The following is a 26,357-nucleotide window of genomic DNA, read 5'->3' on the forward strand; positions in this document are numbered from 1 at the left end:
GCTAGCTAATACTTTCCATTAGCGCATCAAATTGATTAGGATCATTTTTTTTAATACGGTCCATAACAGCAATCGAAATTTTAGATATTTCGTCTACATCTATTGGTTCCATTCCTCTTTCAAATTGCTCTCCTAAATGCGAATACTCATTTATTACTCTGTTAATCAATGTAGTGGTAATGCTATCTTCTTCAAAGTATTTAATCAGTTTTTCATCTGGCGTCATTTTGTGGCTGGGAAATTTATAAAATAAATATGCCTCTAAAAATTTCCTCATGTTGTTGCCAAAATTATATTGGTGATGCTGAGCTATTGTGCTGGTGTCAGCAATCGAGCACTGATAGATCTGCTCAAATAGGTAATTGAATTCAGTAATATACTTTTTTATATATTCCGGAGCAGCCTTCAAAACGGTTTGATTTTTCTCTTTTCTCTCAATTAAAAAATATTGTACATCATCCACTTTTTTGCCATCAATTTTTATTTTGGGTATTGTCAGCCGTTTGAGATACTTCAGAAAATCCAGATTGTGGGTGGAGATAAAAAGTTGGCCATACTCTTTTTGTTTGGCGATGACACTTTCTATGAGACTATACATGAAAAAAATATGGTTGCTATCCAGACTCGAAATGGGGTCATCGATATAAATCAAAAGTTTGCTCTTATTATGTACATCCTTTAATTCATCCTCCATCTTTGCTATAAAATAACAAAATGAAATCAGGCTACATTCACCTTCGCTTAAATTGCTTGCAGGTTTACCATCCCGTTGGATGCAAAATCTCATGTTGGGAGTCTCGCCTTCTGCTTTTAATTTGAGCTCATTATGTCCAAAGAAATGACTCAGATGCTCGTTGATTAATTCAGCACCTCTGCTTTCATTTTTAGCTTGCGACTCGAGCTCACTTTTGCGATTTAAAATACTAGAGATATTCGTGGTCAGATCTGTAAGATCGTTAAACTCCTTTTGTAACCGCATCCTCTCATTTTCGATCTCCTCAGACTCTCGTGTGTAATTGATACTTGAGATAAAGTCTGCAATGTCGGAGTAGCGTAATGACTTTCTGGTTTCATCCTGATCTTTTGATAACGTATCTGTTTTTCTATTGTGTTCGGTTACTAATTCATTAAAATCTTTTATGGAGTTTAAAATAGATTCAGAAACGTCAGCAATATCTGGAAGCTCACGCTCTTTAAAAATATCTTTTTCTCTTGCTTTTAGCTCTTTTACAAGTTCATTGATACTTTCGTTATAAGTTTTGCTAACAGAGTTCCACTCTTTTAATACGGCTTCGAATCGAATGTGCAGACTTGCATAAAATTGATCTTTCTTAAGCGTTAAGAATTCTGACAGACTTTTTTTCGACTGCTCAAGAATATCAATTTTGCTTTTAATATCTGTTCTTAACTGCTCGGATTCTTTGCTGAAATGTTCATCCAGCTTTTTCCATAATGAGCTGTTTATTGTTCCGCCACAAAATCCGCACGTTGTTCTTTTATCCTTATGCCGGTCTATTCCCTGCCGAACCCATTCCTGCAAAATACTGTCGTTTATCAATTCAGCAATTGCTGCCGTGGGTTTAATCCTTCTAAGCAGAATTTCTTTACAAGAGTTATAGTTGTCAGTGAATCTTGGTTTTGATTCTGGTAAGGGATTAACGTCATCAAGAGCTACTTCTTTAAGTAATTTGAGCTTTTCAGCTACGCTCTCAGGATTTATGCCGTAACTTGATATATCCTTTTGGATTACAGTTATTTCATTTTTAATGTCATTGATTGTAAAACTTTTTTTTGTGGGAGAAGCAAGAAATAGGTTTGAGTTTATCTTAATATGATCATTAGCCCGTTTACGGAGTTTTTCTTCTAGGGCCTCAGCATTTTTACTGTGATGTTTTGTTTTTTCAGCAAAGTCTTTTGTCCTGACTGCATGATGATGAATTAATCCTGTTTGAGAAAATTCACTTCCTAACTCTTCGTCGATTTCAGAAATTAATTTGTCTAATTCTATGTTTTTAGCTCCCAAAATAGTAAATGGCTCAATCGATCCATCATTTTTATGGAGCCAGCTTAAATTTCGTCTAACGAAGTCTGTATTATATACCCTGACCTTGTGTTCGCTGATAAAGTCACCTACATTGCACTCTGTAATTAAATCCCCATTGTCCAGTAACATTGAAAAGTTGCAATCTGGATAGTCTTCATGCAAAATGGCATCTTCTATACATTTGAAAATTCGCGACAAAGTAGTCTTTCCAGAATAGTTTCTTCCATATATTATATTGAGCTTTCTGAACGTCTCCTTCTTGCCCAGAAAAGTTTCCCAGGCATATTCATTAAACAGACCGAATTTTGAGATGTCAATTTTTAAGATCATTAGCCTTAATGGTTTTTGTATTAACAAGTTCTTTTTACTAAGCTAGTTAAACAACTAATTAAAGACAATATACAATAATAGATTACTGTTAAATGCTTTTTTGCTTGTGTACCTTTAATTTAGCAGTCTCCCTAGGCGCTAGATCAAGAGGAATATAAATCAAAGGGATACGCTAGCGTATCCCTTTGATAACATGCCGGCTGATGTGACACATTAATTTCTAAACATCCTTTGAGCGGCTTTAATTTCGCTCGTTGCGATATTAAAGTACCTGTTTGGACCGTCTTGAATAGATTTGAAGCCTTCTAGTTCGAATGCCTTAATCAATGTATCATTGCCGCAATATTTGTAGCCGCCGTGATTTTTAATTATCGCCCGACTAACATGCTCCATAAGATGTTTTAGTCCGTATGAACTACTTGCGTGATAAATATTTTTGGCTTTTGTCGGAAATAATGCCTGAACAACAGCCCTTGCTTGTTCAACGGTATAATGTGGATGGGTTTCCTTTTACTGCAACCAAACTCCAAGTTATAATTCTCTATCATAAAGACGAATGGGGGGAACAATCACGGTGCAATTCATCCACAAATAGCGTTAGATTGACATCTATTGATTTAGAGAGTTTGTGACCTGATTATGGCTAATTATTTCTTTTTTTTAAAGCTGTTCACAATTGAGAATCTTATATTTACATCTCAATAATGAAAAAACTAATTTTTCCTCTGTTGGAATGCACATGTTATATTTTAGGTATAATATACTACATTCTGGCAATCCTGTCTCATTAACAGGAAGAGATTGAACAAACGGTAGGTCAAAACGAACTTGTAACAATACAAGAGAAAAACCCCCAGTGGAGTTATGATTCCACGAATCATAGATCGGAAGGGGCAGATCAATAGATCTGCCTCGACTGTCATTTGTACAACATAACCACGAAAAATTACTTAAATGCTTTCAAATTATTCAATTTTGAATATTAGGGATAGTTAAGCCCCCACCCACACGCTATCACTCACGCTTTTCCTGTCATCGGCCGTAAAAGCAATATAACACTCCATCTGCTTATTCAGCTGATTAGTGCCCAAGCCGACAAACCCCCGGCCTTCCCGTCTCTGCGGGCCACTTAAAACAAAGTCGGCACTACCCTCACCAGGAAAATACACCAGCAACATGGCCCGGTCGTTCCTGATCCCAAAATCCATATCTTCAGAAACCAGCCAGGTAAATTCGATGCCGTTAGCAACCGGACCCGAAGCACCACTAATCAGCGAAACCGCCGCCCCAATGGCAGGCTCCAGCGGCCCCATACTTACCAATGCCTTGCTGTAATCCATCACCAGATCCGGATACTCACCCATCACCGCATTTTTGGTGTTATATGAGGTAGCGGCGTTGTGCGGATGCTGATCTGTGCCGGCCACTATATGTTCAAAGCCCAGATTTATATAAGCCAGCATCGGTTTCAAAAACCGGGATACCACTTTTATCCGCCGTCGTACAGCGAGCTGGGGAAGTGTGGGAGGTTTATTACTTACTCCAATCTTTCTAACTACGGTTTTACCTTTTAGCTGGTACCGGACCAGATTGCCTATTTTTCCTTTAAAATTTCCAAAAGAACCATTGTCTCCAAGTGCCATATCATTTTAATTTAGTTTAATTGTCTGTGGGTTCGCTCTCCTCCTAAGTCTGGCCAGGTGTTAACAAGGCATTCTCCAGGTTTTGCAAGGGACAGATCCAAACCAACCCTTATGCAACACCCTGACAAAACGTACCCAACACCTTGTCAATACTATACGCAATACTAACCAGGCCTAAGCACAGGAGACTTGTTCACCAGCAAGTTTACGCCGCCCTGTCTTTCTAAATTTTTCTCATAATCTATTGGCGGTTTGGTTTATGTCGTTGAAATAGTTTAACATTGATAAACTAATTTGTTAACTTAGTACATAGGGGATACATTCATAAAAACGATGGCGGGTTACAACGCATATATTGATCAAGAACTGATTGTTTTGCTAAAACAAGGTGATCATGCTGCATTTACGGAGATCTTTAACCGTTATGACCGCTTGCTTTTTATTTACGCCTATAAAAAATTAAAGGATAAGGAAGCTGCAAAGGACATCGTCCAGGATGTATTTATCGTATTGTGGAGCGCAAGACAGAATTGGGAAATGAAGGGCTCTTTAGTTTCTTACCTTTATGCTGCTGTGCGCAACAAAGCGTTAAATGTGTTCAGGGATAAAGCTATAGGTGATAAGTACCTGGCATCTTTGGGAGATTTTATAAATAACGGAGCAGCAACAACAGATCATCTTGTACGGGAAAAAGAGATCAGCTCACTTATCGAACAGGAGATTTCGGCATTGCCTGAGAAAATGCGTCTGGTGTTTACATTAAGAAAACATCACTTTATGAGCAACAAAGAAATTGCCGAACAACTGGACATATCAGAGCAAACCGTTGAAACACATATGAAAAGGGCGTTGAAAACGCTTAGATTACGATTGGGTCTGGTCCTTTACCTGGTAGTCTATTTGGATCTGTGGCACTTTAAAAAATAACCTAACAAATATTTATTTTACACAGGAGTACCCACTCTGTACCGGTATTGTGTCTTAGTTGTATTGATGCAATAAATAGCTAAGAATAATGGAGCAGCATGACGCTAAAGTCTTATGGGATAAATACAAGGCAGGTGAAGCCAGCAAGGAGGAAGAGCAGATTATACTGAACTGGTTTCATTCGTTTAATAAAGATGAATTATTTGACCTGAATGAAACAGAGCTGGAACAAATTCATAAAGCGATGCTGCAAAATGTAAGCGAAAATATTTCTGTATTACCAGTTCGCAAAGCCTTGTGGCCGAGGATAGCCGTCGCGGCTGCAGCAGCAGTAGCCATCATAGTTTCCGGGTTATGGTTTTATAACGCTACCAGTGTGGAGAGTCGGCATCCTGAATTTATTTCAGGATCTCAAAACGATGTAGCACCAGGCAAAAACGGGGCAACGATTACACTGGCTAATGGTAAGGTTATCAAATTGAGTGATGCCAGGAGCGGGGTGATTGTTGGCGGTGGTAAAATAGCTTATTCGTCATTGCGAGCCGGCGAGGGAGCGCGGCAACCTCATCAGGATAGTCAAAATGAGATTGCCTCGATACCTCGCAATGAGGTAATGGAGTTAACGGCGAGTACTGCCAAAGGGCAGACGTACCAGTTTACTTTGCCCGATGGTACAAAGGTATGGTTGAATGCTGACTCAAAAATTGAGTTTCCATCCAGTTTTGTGAATAGTAAGACAAGAAATATTAAGCTTTCCGGCGAGGGGTATTTTGAGGTGTATAAGGATAAAGCGCATCTGTTTGTCGTAGAAAGCGAGGGCCAGCGGGTGGAGGTGTTGGGTACCCATTTTAACATTAGTGCTTATAGTGATGATAACGGTATTAAAACCACCCTATTGGAAGGTTCTGTTCGCGTTAATGCGGCATCTAACAAAAGCGCTGTAACCCTTAGGCCCAACCAACAAGCTACAGTTACAGCCAATGCCGGTATAACCGTAAAACAGGTAGACCCGGAAATGACCGTAGCCTGGAAGAACAACAAGTTTATGTTTGAAAGCCAGGGTATTCAGGAAATCATGAAAATGGTAGCGCGCTGGTATAATGTAGAGATAGTGTACGAAGGGGAAATGCCTACTGACAAATTTGGCGGATCTGTATCGCGCTTTGATAATGTATCGAAAGTATTAAGAGCTTTGGAAAAAACAAAGAACGTGCGCTTCCATATAGAAGGCAAAACCATTTATGTAAGCAAATAAAGAAACATCTTCTATTGATATATGCAAACTAACCGAACCATGAATTTTAAAACCGGAGATAGGAGAACGCTACGATAAGAAAGTGCAGAACTGAAAAAAGACAACCAGACCTTAAGAAGACCTGGTTGTTGTTTGGAGTATAATTTAACAAAATCATTTTTTAACCGCGGTTGCAACAAGTTTTCGAGGCAAGATGCAGCTGCAAGAACCAAACTGAACAAATGTACGATATTATATCACACATTGGTGTGCCTATGCGGCTATACCATAAAATACTGCTCATTATGCGACTTACCACCGTATTACTGTTGGCGTCCCTTATTCATGTTAGCGCGGCCGGGCTGGCACAGAAAATAAATTTGAAACAAACCAATGCCCCGCTTAAAACGGTATTGAAAGAACTGCGCTTGCAAAGCAATTTTGATTTTATATATACTGATAAAATGCTGAACGAAGCAAAGCCGGTAACATTGGATGTAAAAAACACAGAGCTTACAGAAGTGCTGAAACTGGTATTTGAAAAACAGTCGTTGACTTATAGCATTGAAGATAAGACGGTTACCATTCAGCTGAAAACGCCTTCCTTTCTGGACAACCTTATTGCTCGTTTTATTGATATTGATGTTCGCGGTAGGGTTGTGGATGAAAAAGGCCAGGGATTAAATGGGGCTTCTGTAAAAATAAAAGGAACAGACAGGGCGATAAGAACCAATGACAAGGGAGAGTTTTATCTACCAAATGTTGATGATAAAGCAACTTTGGTAATTGGTTATCTGGGATATAAAACTATAGAAATAAAAGCAGCGAAAGATGTTGGGCCGTTAAAGCTGGAAATAGAAACCAGTGAATTGGAGGAGGTAAATGTGAATACAGGTTACTACCAAATTCCTAAAGAACGAGCTACCGGATCTTTTGACTTAATTGACAGCAAATTGCTCAACCGCCGGGTAAGTACAAATATCCTAGACAGAATTGACGGAGTGGCCAGCGGGGTAATATTTAATAATGGAAGTTCCAGAAACCAGGGCAATGTCCCGCAAATTAGCGTACGGGGTCGTAGTACCCTGTTTGCAAATGCTGAACCTTTGATAATACTTGACAATTTCCCCTATCAAGGCGATTTCAATAATATAAATCCTAATGATATAGAATCAGTTACGATACTAAAGGACGCCGCTGCTGCTAGTATATGGGGTGCCTTTAGTGGTAATGGCGTTGTTGTTTTAACTTCAAAAAAAGGGAAGCGTAACCAAACAGCTCAAATCTCTTTAAATTCCAATATAACTTTGGGCCGTAAGCCGGATTTGTTTTATCCAAGGCAGCTTTCTAGTTCAGGTTTCATCGAGGTAGAAAAGTTTCTATTTGATAAAGGGGTTTATGACGTTTTTCTTGATTATGTGCCTTACCAACCTCAATCACCTGCAATTGAAATATTGGATTTAAAGAGAAGAAACATAATTGATAATCAAGAAACTGAGCGGAGGTTGAGTATATTAGGACAACATGATGTGAGAAATGATCAATTGAAATATTTCTATCGCACCAGTGTTAACCAACAACATAGTTTAAGTGTTTCTGGAGGAGGGCAAAATAATCAGTATTACATCAGCGGAGGATTTGACGATATAAAATCAAATAACCTTAACGATAATACAAAGCGGTTTACCATCTCTTCCCAATTGACAAATCACTTCTTAAACGACCATCTAGAATTGAATACAAGGATTCTATTTACAAGTCGTAAAGAGTCTCGACCGACAAATGGATATAATCCTACCTATCCTTATGAAAACGTTGCTGATGAAAATGGCAACGCATTGGCCGTCGTTAAAGATTATAGGTTGGGATTTATAGATACTGTTGCCCAAGGTAAGTTATTGGATTGGAAATATTATCCGTTAAACGAAAGGGAAGCCAATAGCGAATCAAATCTTTCTGATTACAAAGTTGAAGCCGGTATTAAGTACAAGATAATAGAAGGGTTAAAATTTCAGGTCAGTTATCAGTATGGAAAAGGTTTTTCTACTGGCAGTGGAATAGATGACGAAAGCAGATATATCTATCGAAATTTATATAACTTGTTTACCTCAATAGACCCCATAACCGGTACAGCAACTTATTCTTTACCAAAAGGAAGTATAAACTATATTGGGAGTTCTGAATATTCAAATACTTTTTTTCGATCTGGCTTCACCTTTAACCGTGTGTTTTCAAGCAAACACGATTTTAACGCAGTTGCCGGTTTCGAAGTTCGTAAAGCTGACCAGTTTGGAAGAAACAGCGTTCTGTATGGTTACGATTCTGTAACAGCGACAAACATTCCAGTAAGCCTTACGGAAGAATTTCCACAATTCTTTGGGGGAAGCGGAAAGATCGTTGATGGAACCTCTCAGAGGGGTACTGCTGATAGGTCGAGGGCATATTATATTAATGCAGCCTATTCTTATAGTGGTAAATATACATTGTCTGCCAGTGCACGTAAGGACGAATCCAATCTTTTTGGGGTTAAAGCCAATCAAAAAGGAGTTCCCTTATGGTCTGCCGGTATTAGTTGGGAACTATCAAAAGAACCTTTTATCAAATCATCTTTTTTTCCTTATCTGAGGGCGAGGTTTACTTATGGTTATAATGGGAATGTTGATAAATCAGCATACGCTGCGACTACTATTTCTTTTACTGATGGCGTTAATCAGTTTATCCAACCTGTAGCGAATGTTTTTAACCCAGCAAATCCATCCCTTCAATGGGAGAAAGTCAAAACTGTTAACGCAGCTATCGATTTTGGCATAAGAAAAAATATAATTAGTGGTAGTATAGAATTTTATAGTAAAGATGGAATAGATCTAATAGGGTATTCTCCCGTGGCTCCCCAGCTAGGTGTTAACCGATATAGGGGAAATGTTGCATCAACAAGTACAAACGGGATAGATGTCACACTGAACAGCATAAACATTAGAGGCTCTTTCCGATGGAATTCAGCTTTGTTATTCTCTTTAGTTAAAGATGAAGTGACAAAAAATTTAACTAAACAAAATAATAACTTTTCGTATGTACGTGTTAATGCATTAAATCCACTAGAGGGTAGGCCATATGCAGCTTTATATAGTTTTAAATGGGCAGGTCTTGATTCTAGTGGCGATCCTCAAGGGTATTCTGAAGGAACAGTCACCAAAAACTATGCACAAATTCTCAATTCTACAAATGCTTCTGAATTGATTTATAACGGATCCTTTTTACCTACACGATTTGGAAGTCTCAAAAATACATTTGGTTATAAAGCAGTGGAGTTATCTTTTAATCTCCTTTACAAAGGTGGACATTATTTCAGAAAAGAAGCCTTGCAATACGGTGCGTTATTTGGTGGTGGATATAAGCTAGCGTATGATTATCCTAATCGTTGGAAACAGATAGGCGATGAAAATACAACAACTATACCAGCAATGAAATACCCTAGTGATACAAGGAGAGATGATTTTTATAAATACGCAGAGATTAATGTATTAAAGGCAGATCATATTCGTCTCCAAGACATACAAATTTCATATGAGATTTCATCAGCTAATATTAAGAAAATAGGGTTTTCTTCAATTAATCTCTATAGTTATATCAACAATGTATCAATTTTATGGAAAGCCAATAAAGAAGGGTTAGATCCTGATGCCGGGAGCATTGGCGTTCCTGCACCAAGAACATATGCAGTCGGAATCAGGGCTGTATTCAAATAAATAGATTATGAAAAAGATACTACTTTTATTATTCATAGCAGCAATTCTGCTTGCTTGTAAGAAAAATTTTTTGGAGGAAAGACCATCAACTACCATAGCTGAGCCTAATACTTTGGACTTGATGATAATACTTTTAGACCATCCATATAACACCATGTTCAATGCCATAAATACAGCGTCTTCCGATGACTATTATATTTCTGACATAAGTGGTTTTGAAAGTCTGCCTATTGTAGATAGAAATGCTTATATCTGGAAAAAGGACATCTACGAGGGAGGAGTTAATGACGACTGGAATTTACAATACTCGGGAATACTAAATGCAAACGTTGTTTTGGGCGCCCTTCAAAAATTTCCACCATCGGTGTCAGATTTATCTGATGCAGATTATGTAAAGGGCTGGGCCTTATTTACCAGAGCTTGGGCACTAAACCAACTTGTTCAAACCTTTTCCCAGGCATACAATCCCGCCTCAGCTAAAACCGATCTGGGGGTGCCTATAAAGCTCACACCGAATGTGGATGAAGTTAATCAAAGGGCTACTTTAGAAAATACCTACGGTCAAATTTTTTCAGATTTACGTCGGGCAATTCCTTTACTGCCTAAAGCAATTCAAACCCAATACTTTAATCGACCAACAAAGGCAGCAGCATATGCGCTCGCCGCCAGAATCTGCCTATCTATGCGAGATTATGAAAATGCACGAAATTATGCTGACAGCTGTTTGAACATTCATTCTACCTTAGTAGATTTCAACAATCTCTCAAAAACAAGCACAAATCCTTTTGCTAATAACACTCAAGAATACTTACTCTACTCTGATAACAGCAACTGGATCATAAATGCATATTCAACAAGATATACCTTTATGTGCGTGGATTCTACGTTATACAATCAGTATAACAATGATGATTTAAGGAAGGTTATTTATTTTAGATTGAATAGTCAGGGAAACCCCTACCAAAAGCGAATTAACCCAATTGGCTTTTCCGCTTGTGGCCTACTTACGACTTCTGAAATGTATTTGATTAAGGCAGAGACAGAAGTAAGAAGAAATGAAGTTGACATTGCTAAAATATACTTGAATCGCTTGCTCGAGAAAAGGTGGGCAACAGGAAAATATCAACCGATTATAACAAGTGATCCTGAAGTTCTTTTGAACAGTATATTAAATGAGCGACGAAAGGAGTTGATTTTTAAAGGATTAAGATGGTCAGACCTGAAACGCTTGAATCTGGAAGGCAGAAACATAACATTACGAAGGTTGCTTAATGGACAAGAATACACGCTGGAACCCAATTCGCCACGCTATGTTTTCCCAATTCCTGATGAAGAAATTAGCCGTTCAGGTATTCAGCAAAATATCCGATAATAAGCACACAATTATGAGATTTAAAATTATTAAATTAACTATTTGCGTTTATGCATTGCTGTCCTTTTTGGGACATATCACAGTTGCCAGTGAATGGAAGCATAAAAAACCTAACTCTACGGAGATATCCTTTACTTTCCAGGAATCATTGAACGATACTATAAGTATTATTATATATGAGTTTGGAGAACCATATGAATATAAAAGCAAGGATATTCAAATGCCCATACATGGAAAAACAACTGTTAGCTTCAAGATTGACTTTTTGAGCATGCCAGGTAGATTTATGGTACAGATAGGCAATAAAATAAAAAGAGGTCCAAGATACTATATTTCCCCCGGTGAAGAATTGAAATTCGACATTAAAAAGCTGGGGGGAATCTATAAAATAACCTCTGCAGATTCCTATTATGCGAGACAATATTTATGTCTTCAAAAACTCTATAGATTAAGTAAGGGATTTGACGTTCTGTTTCGTGATGATTATAGCCTATTAGGGCCTCCTCTACCGAATGAACCATTTGAAGTAATTAAATATGCTGTAAACAATGGTAAAAGAATTTTTGATGCACAGTGGATCGAGCTTAATAAAAATCGAACAGCATTTTCATCTAGTACATTAGAACGTATTAAAGCAGATTTAATTGGAGAATATCTTGCGGATGCCTGTCATACGGTATATGCAAAATTCAAAGACAAAAGAAAAAGTATTGCTTCAACTGAAGCTTATTCTGCACTTGTTAATGAGATTTTGGCAGAAAAAAACATATATGGCATTAAAATTTATTCTAATAGATTTGTTTTTGGATGTTTGAGAATGCTTCGACTTAAAGAGGATGTTGCAGGATTAAATGTAGCAGATATGTCTGTTATGCTGCAAGCTATTGAGAAAAATTATTCGGGCGAGTTACGTGATTTATTGTATGCTCATTATTTATTAGAGGCAACTATAAAGAATCCAACTAAATTTACATATCACGCCAGGGAGACAATTTCGAAAATAACCAATTCTAAAATAAAAAAAGTTTTACGAGAAGATTTAGCTAAAAAGGAAGTGGGGGTAGACTTTTTTCCTTTCGAATTGACAAAGACCGATGGTAAAAAGATAACACTAGCTGATTTGAAAGGAAAGACAGTACTTATTGATGTGTGGTTTACTGGTTGTTCAGGTTGTGTTGGTGCGGCCCAAATGATGGAGGAAAAAATAATCCCTAGATACAAAAATAACAAAGATGTTATTTTTGTATCCCTGTCTACCGATAAGGATAAAGCCAAATGGCTGAAAAGTGTAGAAGGTGGCATCTATACCGCTCCAGAATCGTTAAATCTGTACACAAATGGTGAAGGTATGGAACATCCGCTGATGGAGTATTATAATATAAACGGAGCACCCCATTTTATGCTGATAAATGGAGAGGGAAAAACAATAAGTCCAAAAATAGCCCAGGCTGCAGATAAAATTATCGAAATGATTGATAAAGCTTTGCAAGCCAAATCAGGGACCCACCCTGATAAAGAATCAGACAACTTGGTAATGATTTTCCAAAGCGACAATAATCTAGAATTAGAAAAAATGCTGGGAAAGGATGATGTGAATAAGTGTTATGGTGAATATAGCCTGCTTTCACACGCCATTCGTTACGATGCAAAAAAATGCTTTGATTTTTTAATAAGCAAAAATGCAAATGTAAATCTGGTATGTAATGGTTATTTACCACCCCTCATGCACGCTGCAAAATATGGCCGGTTGGAAATGGCTAAAATCCTTATAGGAAAGGGAGCCAGCCTGAATTACAAGTATGAAGGTAATTATGAGCCTGCGGCTGGAGAAACGCCTTACACCTATGCTGTGAAATACGGAAAAACAGAAGTGGCGGAGTTATTGAAAAGCCAGGCTAAAAATTGACCCGTTAGCGATATGAGAAATCTGTTTATCATTATTCTTGCCTTATTTTTTCAGCAGGGTGCTGCACAGAAATTGCATGATGGGCCTTATGTAGTGTATAAAGAAGAAGAAGCTTTTGTCAAGCAAGTAACGGATTCTGTTGCAACTGAGAAGGAAATACCATTGGGAGGCGATGTTGCTGTAACATTTCCAGGTAACCCCAACTGGAACTTTTCAGTGCCGTTGCGCAAGGATCTGCAAATAGAACCTGTAGAAACACCATTACGCAAAAAACTATTCATTGTTTCAGACATTGAAGGAGAGTTTAAGGGCTTTCGTGAATTGCTGATTGCAAATAAAGTAATCAATGAAACCTATGAGTGGACATTTGGTAAAGGCCATCTGGTAATTTGTGGAGATTTATTTGATAGAGGGCTTAATGTACCTGAGTGCTTATGGCTGATCTACAAGCTTGAAGATTTGGCGAAAGCAAAAGGGGGCTATGTACATACTATTCTGGGCAATCACGATATCATGAACCTTTCCGGTGACCTGCGTTATGTGCAGCCTAAGTACTTTGAAAGTGCCAAACTGATGGAAATTGATTATATGCGCCTATATGATTCAAACACTGAGTTGGGCAGATGGCTACGCACTAAGAATATTATTGAAAAAATTGGTGATAACTTATGTACGCATGCGGGTGTTGCGCCGCAAATCAATAAGCTTGGACTTTCATTAAAGGCCATTAACGAAAAGTGCAGGCCGTATTATGATAAAGCGGGGAATGTTAAGGCTGCTGGTGATACAACTGCGGCTAAGTTTTTTGAAGGTAAAACCTCGTTGTTCTGGTACAGGGGATACTTCAGGGAGCCGAAAGCAACCGAGGAGGAAGTTGACGAAACATTGAAGCTGTATGATGTGAAACGGATTATTGTTGGACACACGATTGTACCCGGTAATGTTGGCCTTCATTACAATGGTAAAGTGTTGGGGCTCGATGTTGATCAGCATTCGGGGGATCATCAGGCTGCCTTGTACGAAAACGGAAAATGGTATAAGGTTAATGATAAGGGAAATAAAATAGAATTAAAAAACTAACCCCGAATTGATGCTCTCAATGAGTGGTTATTGAAAAGAGGTCTGGAGAAATGCCTTCATCCAAAAAGCTTCTCCGGTTTCTTTTAAAAGAAAAAATATGGAAAAACTGATAAAACTGACCAATAACGAAATTTTCAAGATGTTTATTGGCGATAAGCCTTTCAGGGTATATAATAAGGAAGTTGACAGACGGCTGGGGATGCCTGGACTTAGCAAGCTGGTGTTAAAAGTTACTGGCAATGCGTTAAAAGAAGATGAGGCTTACGTGTTCTGCGTGCGCAACCAGAACGCGGTAAAGATTTTGAGCAGGGACTATATGGGCATCAGTATGGCAGAAGTGTATGATTTGGATGCTGCAGGAATAAAGGAAGAATTTGTACAATTAGGCCAGTTGAAATGAAATTGCCAAAAATATAGAATCGCTAACGATAAAAATATGCAAAACGAACTATGCCGGATAGGCCAGCTGATCTATGACCTGAGGCGAAAAGCCTGCTTTAATCCGGGACAGGAAAACTTTGATTTTCTGGACCGGGAATTCGCAAGGATAACTTTGTGTCTTGGTGTGGAATGGGATAAGAAGGTGAGTGGCTTGCCTTACCTGCTGGAGTTTCACAAGGAAGAAACGGTCAGGCTGAGTAACCTGGTGGATGATCTGATCATTGAAGCGGCATTGCGCAGTAGGGTTTATGAGTTTCTGGATAAGGTATACCGGGAGCTGAGCAATCATTTTATAGAACTGCTGAGGCGTATTGACCTGATGATTGTCAATACCAGTTACAATTTGAATTAACAGAATCTTAAAATTAACGGACTCAGATTTGATCAGAAAAGATACCATTAGCGAAGCCAGCTATAAAATGCTGTTTGATTACCTGGCCTCCGTATTTGAAATGCCCTATATGGATTTCCAGCCCCACCTGCGCAAAAAGCTGGCAGGCTATGATTGCAAAGCCCCTGAACATTTGATCTGGGAACTCGATCCCGTGAAAAAGTGCTGGTTTATCGTGAAGGGCATGGTGCTGGTTTATTACAGTGATTTTAAAAAAGGCACGGTAGTGTACCAGCTGTTTGAAGCGGGTGAAATAGCGATACTTCATGACGAGTTTGTAAATGGCAAGCTTGCTGAATCGGGAATGATAGCGGTTGCGGGATCGGAATTGCTGGAAATCACCTCCAGGCAAATGGACGAGATCCATGAAATGTTTCCCAAAAGCATGAAGCTGCAGAATAAAATTATATCGGGTTTGTCTGGAAAGGTGCGCCAGCGTGAGGAGCTGCTGCGTATGGAAGCCAGGGATAAGGTCAGGGCTTTTTATAAGCTCTATCCGCAGGTGATGGGGAAGAAACGTAAGGCAAGGCTGCTGGATAAGGATGCGGCCAGCTATCTGGACATGACCGAGTTTACTTTTAGCCGCTTGGTAAAGGAGATGTATGGGGGGTGAAGATGAACGCGATTGTTTATTGGTAGAGTATTTGTTATATTTGTATTAGATAAATTTTTGTTTTATGCCTCAGGTAAGAAATCGTAAACTTATTTTTGAACTGTCTGCTCGTGAAAAGGCCAGAAAATTTGCAGGGCTGGTGTCAGCGGTTGTGGATAAGGCAAAATCGATGAATCAGCCAATCATTTATAAGAATGATTTATGTATCAAACGGAATATGTTTATTCATCAGTACCCTGATGGTCGAACAGAGCTTATTGAACAGGATATAGATACTTCAGTAGAAAGAATAATTCAAGTCTTGCACGGCTAGATGTCAGCACCAAGGTTATTTGTGGTAGCAGGTCCAAATGGTTCTGGTAAAAGTTTGTTTTCTAAAGAATTAACCGAGTCAGATTTTGAGGTTTTTGACGGAGATAAACATTTAACAGCGTTGCGTAAACAATATCCCGAAACAGGGAGCGACGCGCTACAATCTCACGTAAATGATACGCTGTTTGCAGCCGAAAAAGCCAAAGCAATGGCTTTGCGTCTCAACTATGCTTATGAAACGAATTTCAGCTTTTCTACTTGCATGAACACGCCTCACGACTTCTTGAAAGCCGGATATGAGATACATTTAATATTTATTGGTTTAGAGACTTTAGAAGATTCCATTCAACGTGTAGAGTATAGAGTTAAACTGGGTGGTCATAAAGTGCCGGAAGATTCAATTAGGTTCAATTTTGAGAACGGATTCAAAAATCTGTATAAATATTACTCGGATTTTAACTCTGTTACATGTTTTGACAATTCAATTGGTGAGGGCCCGGAATTTTCAACTCCAGTAGAGTTACTTCATATTGTAGAAGGAAAGCTATTTGTTACCTCCAAAGAATGTCCAGCATGGGCAAAACCTTTTCTGAAAGATATATAGGTATTTCATCCGCAGTTAATTAAACTTGTTTTGGCGCAATTCCCTGGTGCTTTAACATTCTTATTTTGTAAGTAGTCAAAAATTTGATAAATAACCCGATTGATAACTTAAACAGCAAAGCATGATCAGAACTTTTACTTAAAACCTCAGCAATTAACGCTCCTATCCTATCGTGATTTCTGAGGTACTTATGCACGCTCCATTCCCACAATTGAGCTCCGGAAACCACACCTAATTAACTTATTGATACTTACTAAAACGGCTATTAATCTGGCCGCAGGGTTTGCTGTGCCTTTCTTTCAGCAAGCAAGCTCAAAAACTAATTTAACATGGAAAGACTTATTGAGATTGTGCTCAGGATTGAAACGATGATCAGGGAGGTGTTTGAAGAATGGAAAAACAAGAATAGCACGTTGATGATACCTGCTGTAGTACCATTGAAGGAAAAATGGCTCAGCACATCGGAGGTAAAGTTTCTGCTGGACAGAAAGGAGCGGATGCTCTATGAATATGTAAAACAGGGCAAGCTGATTGCCAGGAAACGCGGTGGGGTAAATGTTTACCTGGAGGAAAGCGTGAACCGGTTTTTAAATGGGAATGAACCCTAGCACTGGCAATGAACCGTAGCTGCGGCCGGCAATCTGCCGGTAAAATAAAGCACTGTTCCGGCAAAGTACGGCAGTAAGGTTCTGTTTGTTAGGTTGTTAGGTGTGATCTGAATATGTTTGCATCGTTGACTTGCAAGAAAACGATTTAACAGATTTATTCATTTTAATATTTAACAACATGGGAAAATTAACAGGCGGTATCGATTACGATATGATCGGCCGCACGGGAAACCACGTAGGAAGAAGGGTTAAGGGTGTCAACATCATCTCTATGCGTCCTGCGAAATCAAACAGACCGCCGACGCAACTGCAGCTGAACCAGCGGATTCAGTTTGGCTTGATAACGAGCTGGCTAAGCTGGATCAGTTCTTTTATCAAGATCGGCTTCCAGAATTACGATGCTGACAAGTCACCGATGAATGCTGCGGTGGGCTACAATCTGGAAAAAGCCATTACGGGTGTTGCTCCAAATTACACGATTGATTATGAGAAAGCAGCTTTCAGCCGCGGTGTACTGGCCAAAGCGATGAATTTGGTGATGGCGACTACCGAGGACGCCCAGCTGGATTTCACCTGGGAGGTCAGCACAAATTCGATGCCGGGTGCGGCTACGGATAAGGCAGTGTTTATTGTCTACAATCCGTCAAAGCAGGAGTTTGTGATGTCGGGTACGGGGCCGGTCAGGTCCACGCTTTCTTATGACATGGCATTGCCCTCGAACTTTTCAGGAGACAATGTGCAGGTGTGGATGGTGTTTGTGAGTGCTGATGGTAAGAAGGTGAGTGATACGCAGTTTATTGCTGCGACGGTGGTTCAGTAATTTGTGAGAAAAACTGGTGAACTCCTCCTGGACTGGGACACAGCTTCGCAATGCCCCTATGTCCCATCGGAGTCACCAGTTTTTCTCTCTCACAACAAATTAAAACAACGAGTCGCAACATAAACAATGCGTAGTCACAAGGGGAAGGGGTAGTAGGGTAATTAAAAATTAAAAGAAAATTATGAAAGAGATATTAATGAACGGAGGTATACATCTCTGGAACCTCTTGAATGGGGTGAAGAAAGAGCACAGGTTGATGCTGTCGCTGATGGCATTGTGGAGTGTAGTGACGGAGTTTTTTAGCAGCCCGGAGATCAGTACGGGGATTAACCAGAGTGTGCCGATCATGATCGTGCTGAGTTTGATCAGCTTTTTAGCATTGGTGCATTTGTGCTGGTGGTTGCTTCAACGGTTTTGGCTGAGTGTGGGGTTGCCGGGTTTGAGCAGTATGGTTTTACAGTTTAGTTCGCTTGAGTTATGGAAACAGTTAGGGTTTTTCTGGTTGTCTTTTGCCTTGCTGCTTTTAACAGGTTTGGGATGTCTGGTAGCAATTTTATAGCTTATGAAAGAGGACACAACGCAGGAGCTGTCGTCGAAGCAGCGAGAAAGGAAATCGGCGTTCGTGAGGTTAGCGAGAATGCTGGGGAGAGAGTTGATGAGTATTGTGCGTATGTGGGTGTCAAAAAAGTCGCGTGGTGTGCTGCGTTTGTCTCCTGGTGCTTTGGTCAGGCGGGTTATACCCAGCCGAAGACAGCGTGGAGCCCGGCACTATTTCCCAAGGGACGACTTAGAAGAGAGCCGATTCCCGGAATGATCATGGGTATTTACTTTCCGTCAATGGGCCGCATAGCTCATTGCGGAATTGTGGAGTCGTTGCGCGGAGACTTTATAGTTTCCATTGAGGGCAATACGAATTCAGATGGGTCTAGAAACGGGAATGGGGTTTACAGGCGTGTGCGGCACAGGAGGAATATTGCAAAGTTTGCGAATTGGTTTTAGAAAACAGGATAGTGCAGGTTGCGATAATTAGAGTTATTTGTAATATTGCATGTGCAGCCTGAGCAGGGCTAACCAAATATTCCGATACTGACCGACCCATGAACAGAAACTTCAGTTATTACTGCTTTTTGCTTTGTCTTATTTTATTACTGCCATCGTCCGGATTCTCCGTTCCCGGTCCTCAGGTCATTTCTTTAACGTGTGAATACAGGGCCAATCCCATTGGTGTGGAATCGGCAAACCCCGTGTTGAGCTGGAAGTTTAATGGGCAAGGCCGCAACGTAAACCAGTCTGCCTATCAGATCCTGGTAGCCAGTACAATAACAGAACTCAATAACGATAAAGGCGTCCAGTGGAATTCCGGTAAGGTACTTTCATCTTCCTCGATCCAGGTGCGGTATGCAGGCAAGCCCCTGCAGTCCGGAAAACAATATTTTTATAAGGTAAAGATCTGGGACCATAAAGGCATCAGCTCTGACTGGAGTAAAGCCGCTTCCTGGCAGATGGGATTGCTGAGGAATGAAGACTGGAAGAATGCAAAATGGATTGGTTATGAAGAAATGCCTGAAACAGAAAAAATCATTCCTGCAGTTCACATGCGCGGGAATTTTCCGGAAAAGAATGATGTATTGCCTTTGTTCCGCAAGAAATTTAATGTCAGTAAAACGATCAAAAGAGCCACGGCATTTGTGTCTGGTCTGGGGCATTTTGACCTGAGCCTGAACGGTGCCAAAGTTGGTGATCATTTCCTGGACCCTGGCTGGACCAAGTATGATGAGCAGGCGCTTTATGTAACATTTGACCTGACGCAAAAGATAAAGCAGGGTGGCAATGCCCTGGGTGTGATCCTGGGCAATGGTTTTTACTTCATTCCAAGGGACAAGCGTTACAGGAAGATCACAGGGGCCTATGGTTATCCTAAACTGATCTGCCGTCTTTTACTCGAGTATAGTGACGGCAGTACGGAAGATATAATTACTGACGAAAGCTGGAAAACTGCACGTTCCCCGGTTACTTTCAGCAGCATTTACGGAGGTGAGGATTATGATGCAACACTGGAACAAAAAGGCTGGGATACTCCGGTCTTTGATGATGCACCATGGAAAAATGCGATCCCTATAAGCGGATCTCCGGTGCTGAACTCGCAAATGGCGGAGCCTTTAAAGATATTTGAAAACTTTACACCCATTAAGGTCACCCAGATCAAACCAGGTGTTTGGGTTTACGACATGGGTCAGAATGCTTCAGCCATTCCTGCGATAGCTGTAAAGGGTAAACGTGGTGCGGTAGTGAGGATATCTCCGGGAGAGCTGCTAAACAAGGACGGTTCTGTCAATCAGTCCGCCAGCGGTGATCCGCATTATTACGACTATACGCTGAGCGGGGAGGGCATTGAGCACTGGCAGCCTAAATTCACGTATTACGGGTTCCGGTATATACAGGTAGAGGGCGCTGTTCCGGAAAAGGAAACCAATCCTGATAACAAGCCGGTAATAATTTCTCTTAAAAGTCTGCACATCCGGAATGCCGCCAAACGGGCGGGTACTTTTACTTCGTCAAATGAGTTGTTCAATAAGACCAACACGATCATAGACTGGGCCATTAAAAGCAATATGGTGAGTGTGTTTACCGATTGTCCGCACCGCGAGAAGCTCGGTTGGCTGGAGCAGGCGCATTTGATGGGCGGTTCTGTTCAGTACAATTATGACGTGGCTACACTCAACAAAAAGATCGTCGATGACATGATCATAGGGCAGACCAGGGATGGGCTGGTGCCTGACATCACGCCTGAATATGTACATTTTGATGCCGGCTTTCGTGATTCTCCGGAATGGGGGAGCAGCGGCATCATTGTGCCATGGTACATTTACGAATGGTATGGCGATAGAGATGTGCTGGTAAAAAGCTATCCGATGATGCAGAAATACATCGCCTATTTGCGGGGCAAAGCGAATGACCACATTTTGTCGCACGGACTGGGCGACTGGTTTGACATAGGCCCAAATAACCCGGGCGAGGCACAGCTGACCCCCAAAGCCGTCACAGCGACCGCAATTTATTATTATAACCTGAGCATCATCAGTAAGGTCGCCAAGCTGCTGAATAAAGCGGATGACCTGGCTAAATACCGTGACCTGGCAGGGAAAGTCAGGACTGCTTTCAATACGAAATTCTTTAATAAAAGTACCATGCAATATTCGACCGGGAGCCAGACGGCAAATGCAATGGCTGTATATATGGAACTGGTTGAGCCTGAATATAAACAGGTTGTGGTAGATAACCTGGTCAATGAAATTAAAGGACGCGGAAACGCTTTGACAGCTGGGGATATCGGCTATCGCTACGTGCTGCGTGTGCTGGATGATGCGGGCAGGTCGGATGTGATCTATGACATGAACAGCCGCTCAGATGTGCCGGGCTATGGCTGGCAGCTGGCGCATGGTGCTACCGCGCTGACCGAATCCTGGCAGGCCTATGGTTTCGTTTCCAATAACCATTTTATGCTGGGACACCTTATGGAATGGCTGTACAGTGGAATTGGGGGGATACGCAATGCCAAAGGTGCTATAGCTTACAAGACTGTAGAGATCAGGCCCCAGGCAGTAGGTGACCTGACCAATGCCAGGGCCACCTATGAATCTCCTTATGGTACCATCCTGTCTTCCTGGAAGAAAACAGGGCATGAATTTTTGCTCGAAGCCGAGGTTCCGGCCAATAGCAGGGCTATAGTTTATTTACCCGCCAGTGCTGCTTCGGTTATTCTTGAAGGCGGGAAAGATATTCGCGGATCAAAGACTTTCCGTCTGAGTGCTGCAGGCAATAAGCAGGTTAAAATTGAAATCGGCTCGGGCAAATACAGTTTCAGCGTTAAGAACTAGCTGGTCTCTGCCTGCTCTTGTTGTGCCATTTTCTGCCGCCACCACCGCCGCTGCCAGGAGTTTTCTTTGCTCCGCTCAGGTTGGGCTGTTTTTCTGTACGCTGCGGACGGGCTCCCCTTGAAGGTTTAGACTTACCCTTTGCCTTTGCTTCGGCGGCACCTGCCATTAGGCTTTGCCAGCTCATTGCATAAGGATGGTCTTCTGTTACCGGAACTTTAAGCCCGATCAGCTTTTCAATATCATCGAGGAATTCTTTTTCTTCTCCATCGCAAAATGAAAGTGCGGTACCGCTCAGTCCTGCGCGGCCGGTACGGCCGATGCGGTGTACATAAGTCTCCGGAATGTTTGGCAGTTCGTAGTTGATCACATGTGCCAGCTCATCCACATCAATACCACGTGCGGCGATATCAGTAGCCACGAGTATGCGTGTGGTCTTTGCCTTGAAATTGGTCAGTGCTCTTTGTCTGGCATTTTGTGATTTGTTGCCATGTATGGCTTCCGCTTTTATTCCGGCTTTGATCAGGTCTTTTACGATCCTGTCTGAACCATGTTTGGTACGGGCAAAAACAAGCGCGGTTTCAATCGTTCTGTCTTTTAAGATGTGCAGCAAGAGGTCCTTCTTGTCATTTTTAGAAACAAAGAAGATCTGCTGCTGGATTTTTTCTGCTGTAGAGGATACCGGCGTGACTTCAACTTTAACAGGGTTCTTTAAGATCGTATCTGCCAGGGTCTGGATCTCTTTTGGCATGGTAGCCGAAAAGAACAGGGTCTGTCTGATGGCAGGCAGTTTGGCGATGACTTTTTTGACATCGTGGATAAAACCCATGTCGAGCATCCGGTCTGCCTCGTCCAGGACAAAGATCTCCACATCGCGGAGGTTGATGAATCCCTGGTTCATCAGGTCCAGTAAACGGCCCGGAGTGGCTACCAAAATGTCGACGCCTCTGTGCAGTGCATCGGTTTGTGCCTTTTGTCCCACACCGCCAAATATCACCAGATGACGCAGTGGCAGATTTTTTCCGTAGGCTTTGAAGCTTTCTTCGATCTGGATGGCCAGTTCCCTGGTCGGGGTCAGTATCAATGCCTTAATGGCTTTATGTACCTTGGTGTTTTGGTGTGGCTTGCTCAGCAACTGCAGCATAGGAATGGCAAAAGCAGCAGTTTTACCTGTGCCGGTTTGCGCACACCCGAGCAGGTCTTTACCTTGTAATATAGATGGGATGGATTGTTCCTGGATTGGGGTAGGTTGTGTATAACCTTCTGTTTGCAGCGCTTTTAAAATTGGCTCAATCAGATCTAGTTCTTGAAATAACAATGTGTTGTCTTTTAGTGATTAAATGGAGGCGAACGAATATCGCCCTGCTGCAAAGGTACATATAATACTTAGAGTTGAGAATTTTTAATCGGAATGTGTATTTGTTGAAACTTTATGGTTGATTCCGGTATAATATTCGGTTATGTTTGTATTATACTCATTTACATCATGGCTGAACCGAATTATAACGAAGATAGCATCCGCTCACTCGACTGGAAGGAACACATCAGACTACGTCCCGGTATGTATATCGGTAAACTTGGCGATGGTTCTGCGCAGGACGACGGGATTTACGTGCTGCTGAAGGAAATCGTGGATAACTCTATTGATGAATTTGTAATGGGCTCAGGCCGCACCATAGAGATCACGGTGTCAGAACATAAAGTGAATGTACGTGATTACGGCCGGGGAATTCCTCTGGGTAAGGTGATTGACTGCGTGTCCAAGATCAATACCGGAGGTAAGTACGACAGCAATGCTTTTCAGAAATCCGTGGGACTGAATGGCGTGGGTACAAAGGCCGTGAATGCATTGTCAACTAATTTTGTGGTACAGTCTTACCGGGATGGTAAAACCAAGAAAGTAGAGTTTTCTAAGGGGGAAATCGTGCTGGACAATGAGGTTATTGACACCACACAACGCAACGGTACTTCCATTACTTTTTATCCGGATGAGACCATTTTCAGGAATTACCATTATATATCCGACTTTGTAGAAAGTATGATCTGGAACTATGTGTTCCTGAATACGGGACTGACGATCAATTACAACGGACAGAAGTTCCTGTCTGAACGTGGATTGTATGACCTGCTGCACAAGGTGGCCGATGTAGAGAACATCAGGTACCCGGTAATCCACCTTAAAGGCAATGACATCGAGATCGCGATGACCCACGGACAGCAATATGGTGAAGATTACCACTCTTTTGTGAACGGTCAGCATACCACGCAGGGCGGCACACACCAGGCTGCATTCCGCGAAGCGGTGGTAAAGACCATAAGAGAATATTATAAGAAAGAATTTGATGCCTCTGATGTGAGGTCTTCTATTATCGCGGCGGTTTCTGTACGGGTGCAGGAGCCTGTATTTGAATCGCAGACCAAGACCAAACTGGGTTCCCAGAACATGGGTCCTGAAGGGCCTTCTGTACGTACGTTCATCAATGATTTTGTGAAGAAAGAACTGGACGATTACCTACATAAGCATGCGGAGGTAGCGGACGCATTGCTGAAAAGGATCATGCAGTCTGAGCGGGAGCGCAAGGACATTGCCGGAATTAAGAAACTGGCCAATGACCGGGCAAAAAAAGCCTCGCTGCACAACAAGAAACTGAGGGATTGTAAGGTACATTTCAACACCAATCACGATAAACGATACGAAACTACGTTGTTCATTACCGAGGGGGACTCGGCTTCCGGCTCTATTACCAAATCAAGAGATGTGGATTGCCAGGCAGTATTCAGTTTGAAAGGCAAGCCTTTAAACTGTTATGAGCTGACCAAGAAAGTGGTTTACGAAAATGAGGAGTTCAATCTGCTGCAGCATGCGCTGAATATTGAAGACGGACTGGATGGCCTGCATTACAACAACATTGTGATCGCTACCGATGCTGATGTGGACGGGATGCACATCAGGCTGCTGATGATGACTTTCTTTTTGCAGTTCTTCCCGGACCTGGTCAGGGCAGGACACGTATACATTCTGCAAACTCCGTTGTTCAGGGTGCGCAATAAAAAAGAAACGATCTATTGTTACAGCGATGACGAACGCAAAAAAGCCATTGAAAAACTGGGCAATAAGCCGGAGATCACCAGGTTTAAAGGACTGGGAGAGATCTCACCGGATGAATTCGGATTGTTCATCGGCAAGGACATCAGACTTGATCCTGTGATTCTCAAGGACCAGACCATAAAGAACTTGCTGGAGTACTATATGGGCAAGAATACGCCCGACAGGCAGCAGCACATCATCAGGAATCTGAGGATAGAGAAAGATACGGTAGAAGCACTGATCTCTGCAGATGAAGACGCCGCAACGACTGCGGTGGTACATGACGTAGTTGAGACAGACGAGGATCTGGCGGAGTCGGCCTAGGTTTCGGTCGGATGATCGATCTTGGTATCTTCGGGATGCTGGGGAGGAAGTATATCCACTTTCTTTTCCACCACTACGATTTTGGTATGCACTGCATACTTGCTTGGTGTGATTCCTTTAGCGTACCGCTCTGCATAAGCCTGCGTAAATTCTGCCCCGAAATACAGGATAATGGAGGTATAATAAATCCACAGAAGGATGACGATGATGGAGCTCGCCGCTCCAAAAGCAGAGCCGGGATTGCCTTTTTCTATATAGATACCAATGGCGTATTTGCCCAGACTAAACAGCAATGCGGTAAATAATGCGCCTACCAGCGCTGGCTTCCATTTGAGATTGACATCCGGCAGTACTTTAAATATAATGGCAAAAATACTGGTCACTACTGCCAGGGTCAGGGCGTTGGTCACGATCAGCATCAGCAATTCAGATACTCTTTCAATGCCTATTTTGGTAGCATAACCTTCCAGTCTGTCCCCAATGCCAACTACTATGCTGTTGATTACTAAGGAAACCAGTAGCAGAAAGCCAAGCGAAGCGATCATAGAAAAAGAAAGAAGTCTGTTGGTGATCAGTTTTTTCCAGCCTTTTTTGGGAACAGCCTTTACCTTCCAGATCAGGTTGATGCTGTCCTGAATCTCTATAAAGATGGCCGTTGCGCCCACAATCAGAGTTCCGATACCAATGATCAGTCCGAGGGTACTTTTGCCGGACAGATTCGCGTTATTTACAAAACCCCTTAACTGATTTGCAGCATCTGCGCCCACCATGTCGCTGATCTCACCAAACAATTTGGTGTTGGGGTCCATATTGTCACCCAGAAACAAGCTGGCTGCGGAGATTACAATAATGATCAGCGGTGTTAAAGAAAATATAGTATAATAAGCAAGTGCAGCGCTGAGCTTCATTACCCGGTCTTCCATAAATCCCTTACCCGCGGCTATAAATAAGTGGGCCGTTGCTTTTATAAAATGAGAAGCTTTTTTAAAAAATGTCATG

The 26,357-nt window shown here is 41.5% G+C and carries 21 protein-coding genes; 17 read left to right on the forward strand and 4 right to left on the reverse strand.

Features of this window, described 5'->3' with window-relative positions; genetic code table 11:
- Position 1: 1 nt before the first annotated feature.
- Complete coding sequence (locus QEP08_RS00535) at positions 2–2,374, reverse strand: AAA family ATPase (protein WP_285054512.1); 2,373 nt, start codon at positions 2,372–2,374, stop codon at positions 2–4.
- Positions 2,375–3,366: 992 nt separating this feature from the next.
- Complete coding sequence (locus tag QEP08_RS00540) at positions 3,367–4,017, reverse strand: DUF6266 family protein (protein ID WP_285054513.1); 651 nt, start codon at positions 4,015–4,017, stop codon at positions 3,367–3,369.
- Positions 4,018–4,350: 333 nt separating this feature from the next.
- Between QEP08_RS00540 and QEP08_RS00545 the strand changes: the two genes are divergently transcribed.
- The 16 genes from QEP08_RS00545 (at position 4,351) to QEP08_RS00620 (ending at position 21,949) form a co-directional block, all read left to right on the forward strand.
- Entirely contained in the window at positions 4,351–4,944 is a 594-nt protein-coding gene (locus QEP08_RS00545) for an RNA polymerase sigma factor (RefSeq protein ID WP_285054515.1), read from the forward strand.
- Between the two features lie 88 nt (positions 4,945–5,032).
- Positions 5,033–6,199 (forward strand): FecR family protein, encoded by a 1,167-nt coding sequence (locus tag QEP08_RS00550; protein WP_285054517.1) that lies wholly within the window; start codon positions 5,033–5,035, stop codon positions 6,197–6,199.
- Between the two features lie 284 nt (positions 6,200–6,483).
- On the forward strand, positions 6,484–9,924 hold the full coding sequence (locus tag QEP08_RS00555; RefSeq protein ID WP_285054519.1) for a SusC/RagA family TonB-linked outer membrane protein: 3,441 nt from the start codon (positions 6,484–6,486) through the stop codon (positions 9,922–9,924).
- A gap of 7 nt (positions 9,925–9,931) precedes the next feature.
- Positions 9,932–11,296, forward strand: a complete 1,365-nt coding sequence (locus tag QEP08_RS00560) for a RagB/SusD family nutrient uptake outer membrane protein (RefSeq protein WP_285054521.1) — start codon at positions 9,932–9,934, stop codon at positions 11,294–11,296.
- Positions 11,253–13,202: an ankyrin repeat domain-containing protein gene (locus tag QEP08_RS00565; protein WP_285054524.1), complete on the forward strand. Its 1,950-nt coding sequence runs from the start codon at positions 11,253–11,255 to the stop codon at positions 13,200–13,202. Before QEP08_RS00560 ends, QEP08_RS00565 begins: the two co-directional genes overlap by 44 nt.
- A gap of 12 nt (positions 13,203–13,214) precedes the next feature.
- Positions 13,215–14,282, forward strand: a complete 1,068-nt coding sequence (locus tag QEP08_RS00570) for a metallophosphoesterase (protein WP_285054528.1) — start codon at positions 13,215–13,217, stop codon at positions 14,280–14,282.
- A gap of 97 nt (positions 14,283–14,379) precedes the next feature.
- Entirely contained in the window at positions 14,380–14,682 is a 303-nt protein-coding gene (gene tnpB / locus QEP08_RS00575; RefSeq protein ID WP_285054529.1) for an IS66 family insertion sequence element accessory protein TnpB, read from the forward strand.
- A gap of 36 nt (positions 14,683–14,718) precedes the next feature.
- Positions 14,719–15,075 carry a hypothetical protein gene (locus tag QEP08_RS00580; RefSeq protein ID WP_285054532.1) on the forward strand — a complete coding sequence of 119 codons (357 nt, stop codon included), beginning with the start codon at positions 14,719–14,721 and terminating at the stop codon, positions 15,073–15,075.
- A gap of 28 nt (positions 15,076–15,103) precedes the next feature.
- Positions 15,104–15,727, forward strand: a complete 624-nt coding sequence (locus tag QEP08_RS00585) for a Crp/Fnr family transcriptional regulator (RefSeq protein WP_285054535.1) — start codon at positions 15,104–15,106, stop codon at positions 15,725–15,727.
- Positions 15,728–15,791: 64 nt separating this feature from the next.
- Complete coding sequence (locus tag QEP08_RS00590) at positions 15,792–16,040, forward strand: hypothetical protein (RefSeq protein ID WP_285054538.1); 249 nt, start codon at positions 15,792–15,794, stop codon at positions 16,038–16,040.
- Positions 16,041–16,643, forward strand: coding sequence for an ATPase (locus tag QEP08_RS00595; RefSeq protein WP_285054541.1), 603 nt, complete (start codon positions 16,041–16,043; stop codon positions 16,641–16,643).
- Positions 16,644–16,972: 329 nt separating this feature from the next.
- Positions 16,973–17,251 carry a helix-turn-helix domain-containing protein gene (locus tag QEP08_RS00600; RefSeq protein ID WP_285054544.1) on the forward strand — a complete coding sequence of 93 codons (279 nt, stop codon included), beginning with the start codon at positions 16,973–16,975 and terminating at the stop codon, positions 17,249–17,251.
- A 178-nt stretch (positions 17,252–17,429) separates the two neighbouring features.
- The gene (locus tag QEP08_RS00605) at positions 17,430–18,071 is read left to right on the forward strand and encodes a DUF6266 family protein (RefSeq protein WP_285054546.1); all 642 of its coding nucleotides are present in this window, start codon (positions 17,430–17,432) and stop codon (positions 18,069–18,071) included.
- Positions 18,072–18,252: 181 nt separating this feature from the next.
- Positions 18,253–18,630, forward strand: a complete 378-nt coding sequence (locus QEP08_RS00610) for a hypothetical protein (protein ID WP_285054547.1) — start codon at positions 18,253–18,255, stop codon at positions 18,628–18,630.
- Positions 18,631–18,743: 113 nt separating this feature from the next.
- A complete protein-coding gene (locus QEP08_RS00615; RefSeq protein ID WP_285054548.1) occupies positions 18,744–19,070 on the forward strand; it encodes a C40 family peptidase in 327 nt (108 codons plus the stop codon).
- A 98-nt stretch (positions 19,071–19,168) separates the two neighbouring features.
- Positions 19,169–21,949 carry a family 78 glycoside hydrolase catalytic domain gene (locus tag QEP08_RS00620; RefSeq protein ID WP_285054552.1) on the forward strand — a complete coding sequence of 927 codons (2,781 nt, stop codon included), beginning with the start codon at positions 19,169–19,171 and terminating at the stop codon, positions 21,947–21,949.
- Here the strand turns inward: QEP08_RS00620 and QEP08_RS00625 are convergent.
- Entirely contained in the window at positions 21,939–23,264 is a 1,326-nt protein-coding gene (locus QEP08_RS00625) for a DEAD/DEAH box helicase (protein ID WP_285054555.1), read from the reverse strand. The two genes, QEP08_RS00620 and QEP08_RS00625, sit on opposite strands and share 11 nt — an antisense overlap.
- Positions 23,265–23,432: 168 nt before the next feature.
- Between QEP08_RS00625 and QEP08_RS00630 the strand changes: the two genes are divergently transcribed.
- Positions 23,433–25,358, forward strand: a complete 1,926-nt coding sequence (locus tag QEP08_RS00630) for a DNA topoisomerase IV subunit B (protein ID WP_285054557.1) — start codon at positions 23,433–23,435, stop codon at positions 25,356–25,358.
- Here QEP08_RS00630 and QEP08_RS00635 read toward each other — a convergent pair.
- Positions 25,355–26,356: a YihY/virulence factor BrkB family protein gene (locus QEP08_RS00635; RefSeq protein ID WP_285054560.1), complete on the reverse strand. Its 1,002-nt coding sequence runs from the start codon at positions 26,354–26,356 to the stop codon at positions 25,355–25,357. The genes QEP08_RS00630 and QEP08_RS00635 overlap by 4 nt on opposite strands.
- Position 26,357: the final 1 nt, after the last annotated feature.

It is taken from the genome of Pedobacter ginsengisoli, assembly GCF_030244015.1.
Classification (GTDB): domain Bacteria; phylum Bacteroidota; class Bacteroidia; order Sphingobacteriales; family Sphingobacteriaceae; genus Pedobacter; species Pedobacter ginsengisoli.

What these genes read in the sequence shown, in the direction of transcription:
- QEP08_RS00535 (WP_285054512.1), bottom strand. Translation starts at nt 2,374, where the DNA reads ATGATCTTAAAAATTGACATCTCAAAATTCGGTCTGTTTAATGAATAT.
- QEP08_RS00540 (WP_285054513.1), bottom strand. Translation starts at nt 4,017, where the DNA reads ATGGCACTTGGAGACAATGGTTCTTTTGGAAATTTTAAAGGAAAAATA.
- QEP08_RS00545 (WP_285054515.1), top strand. Translation starts at nt 4,351, where the DNA reads ATGGCGGGTTACAACGCATATATTGATCAAGAACTGATTGTTTTGCTA.
- QEP08_RS00550 (WP_285054517.1), top strand. Translation starts at nt 5,033, where the DNA reads ATGGAGCAGCATGACGCTAAAGTCTTATGGGATAAATACAAGGCAGGT.
- QEP08_RS00555 (WP_285054519.1), top strand. Translation starts at nt 6,484, where the DNA reads ATGCGACTTACCACCGTATTACTGTTGGCGTCCCTTATTCATGTTAGC.
- QEP08_RS00560 (WP_285054521.1), top strand. Translation starts at nt 9,932, where the DNA reads ATGAAAAAGATACTACTTTTATTATTCATAGCAGCAATTCTGCTTGCT.
- QEP08_RS00565 (WP_285054524.1), top strand. Translation starts at nt 11,253, where the DNA reads ATGAAGAAATTAGCCGTTCAGGTATTCAGCAAAATATCCGATAATAAG.
- QEP08_RS00570 (WP_285054528.1), top strand. Translation starts at nt 13,215, where the DNA reads ATGAGAAATCTGTTTATCATTATTCTTGCCTTATTTTTTCAGCAGGGT.
- tnpB (WP_285054529.1), top strand. Translation starts at nt 14,380, where the DNA reads ATGGAAAAACTGATAAAACTGACCAATAACGAAATTTTCAAGATGTTT.
- QEP08_RS00580 (WP_285054532.1), top strand. Translation starts at nt 14,719, where the DNA reads ATGCAAAACGAACTATGCCGGATAGGCCAGCTGATCTATGACCTGAGG.
- QEP08_RS00590 (WP_285054538.1), top strand. Translation starts at nt 15,792, where the DNA reads ATGCCTCAGGTAAGAAATCGTAAACTTATTTTTGAACTGTCTGCTCGT.
- QEP08_RS00595 (WP_285054541.1), top strand. Translation starts at nt 16,041, where the DNA reads ATGTCAGCACCAAGGTTATTTGTGGTAGCAGGTCCAAATGGTTCTGGT.
- QEP08_RS00600 (WP_285054544.1), top strand. Translation starts at nt 16,973, where the DNA reads ATGGAAAGACTTATTGAGATTGTGCTCAGGATTGAAACGATGATCAGG.
- QEP08_RS00605 (WP_285054546.1), top strand. Translation starts at nt 17,430, where the DNA reads ATGGGAAAATTAACAGGCGGTATCGATTACGATATGATCGGCCGCACG.
- QEP08_RS00610 (WP_285054547.1), top strand. Translation starts at nt 18,253, where the DNA reads ATGAAAGAGATATTAATGAACGGAGGTATACATCTCTGGAACCTCTTG.
- QEP08_RS00620 (WP_285054552.1), top strand. Translation starts at nt 19,169, where the DNA reads ATGAACAGAAACTTCAGTTATTACTGCTTTTTGCTTTGTCTTATTTTA.
- QEP08_RS00630 (WP_285054557.1), top strand. Translation starts at nt 23,433, where the DNA reads ATGGCTGAACCGAATTATAACGAAGATAGCATCCGCTCACTCGACTGG.
- QEP08_RS00635 (WP_285054560.1), bottom strand. Translation starts at nt 26,356, where the DNA reads ATGACATTTTTTAAAAAAGCTTCTCATTTTATAAAAGCAACGGCCCAC.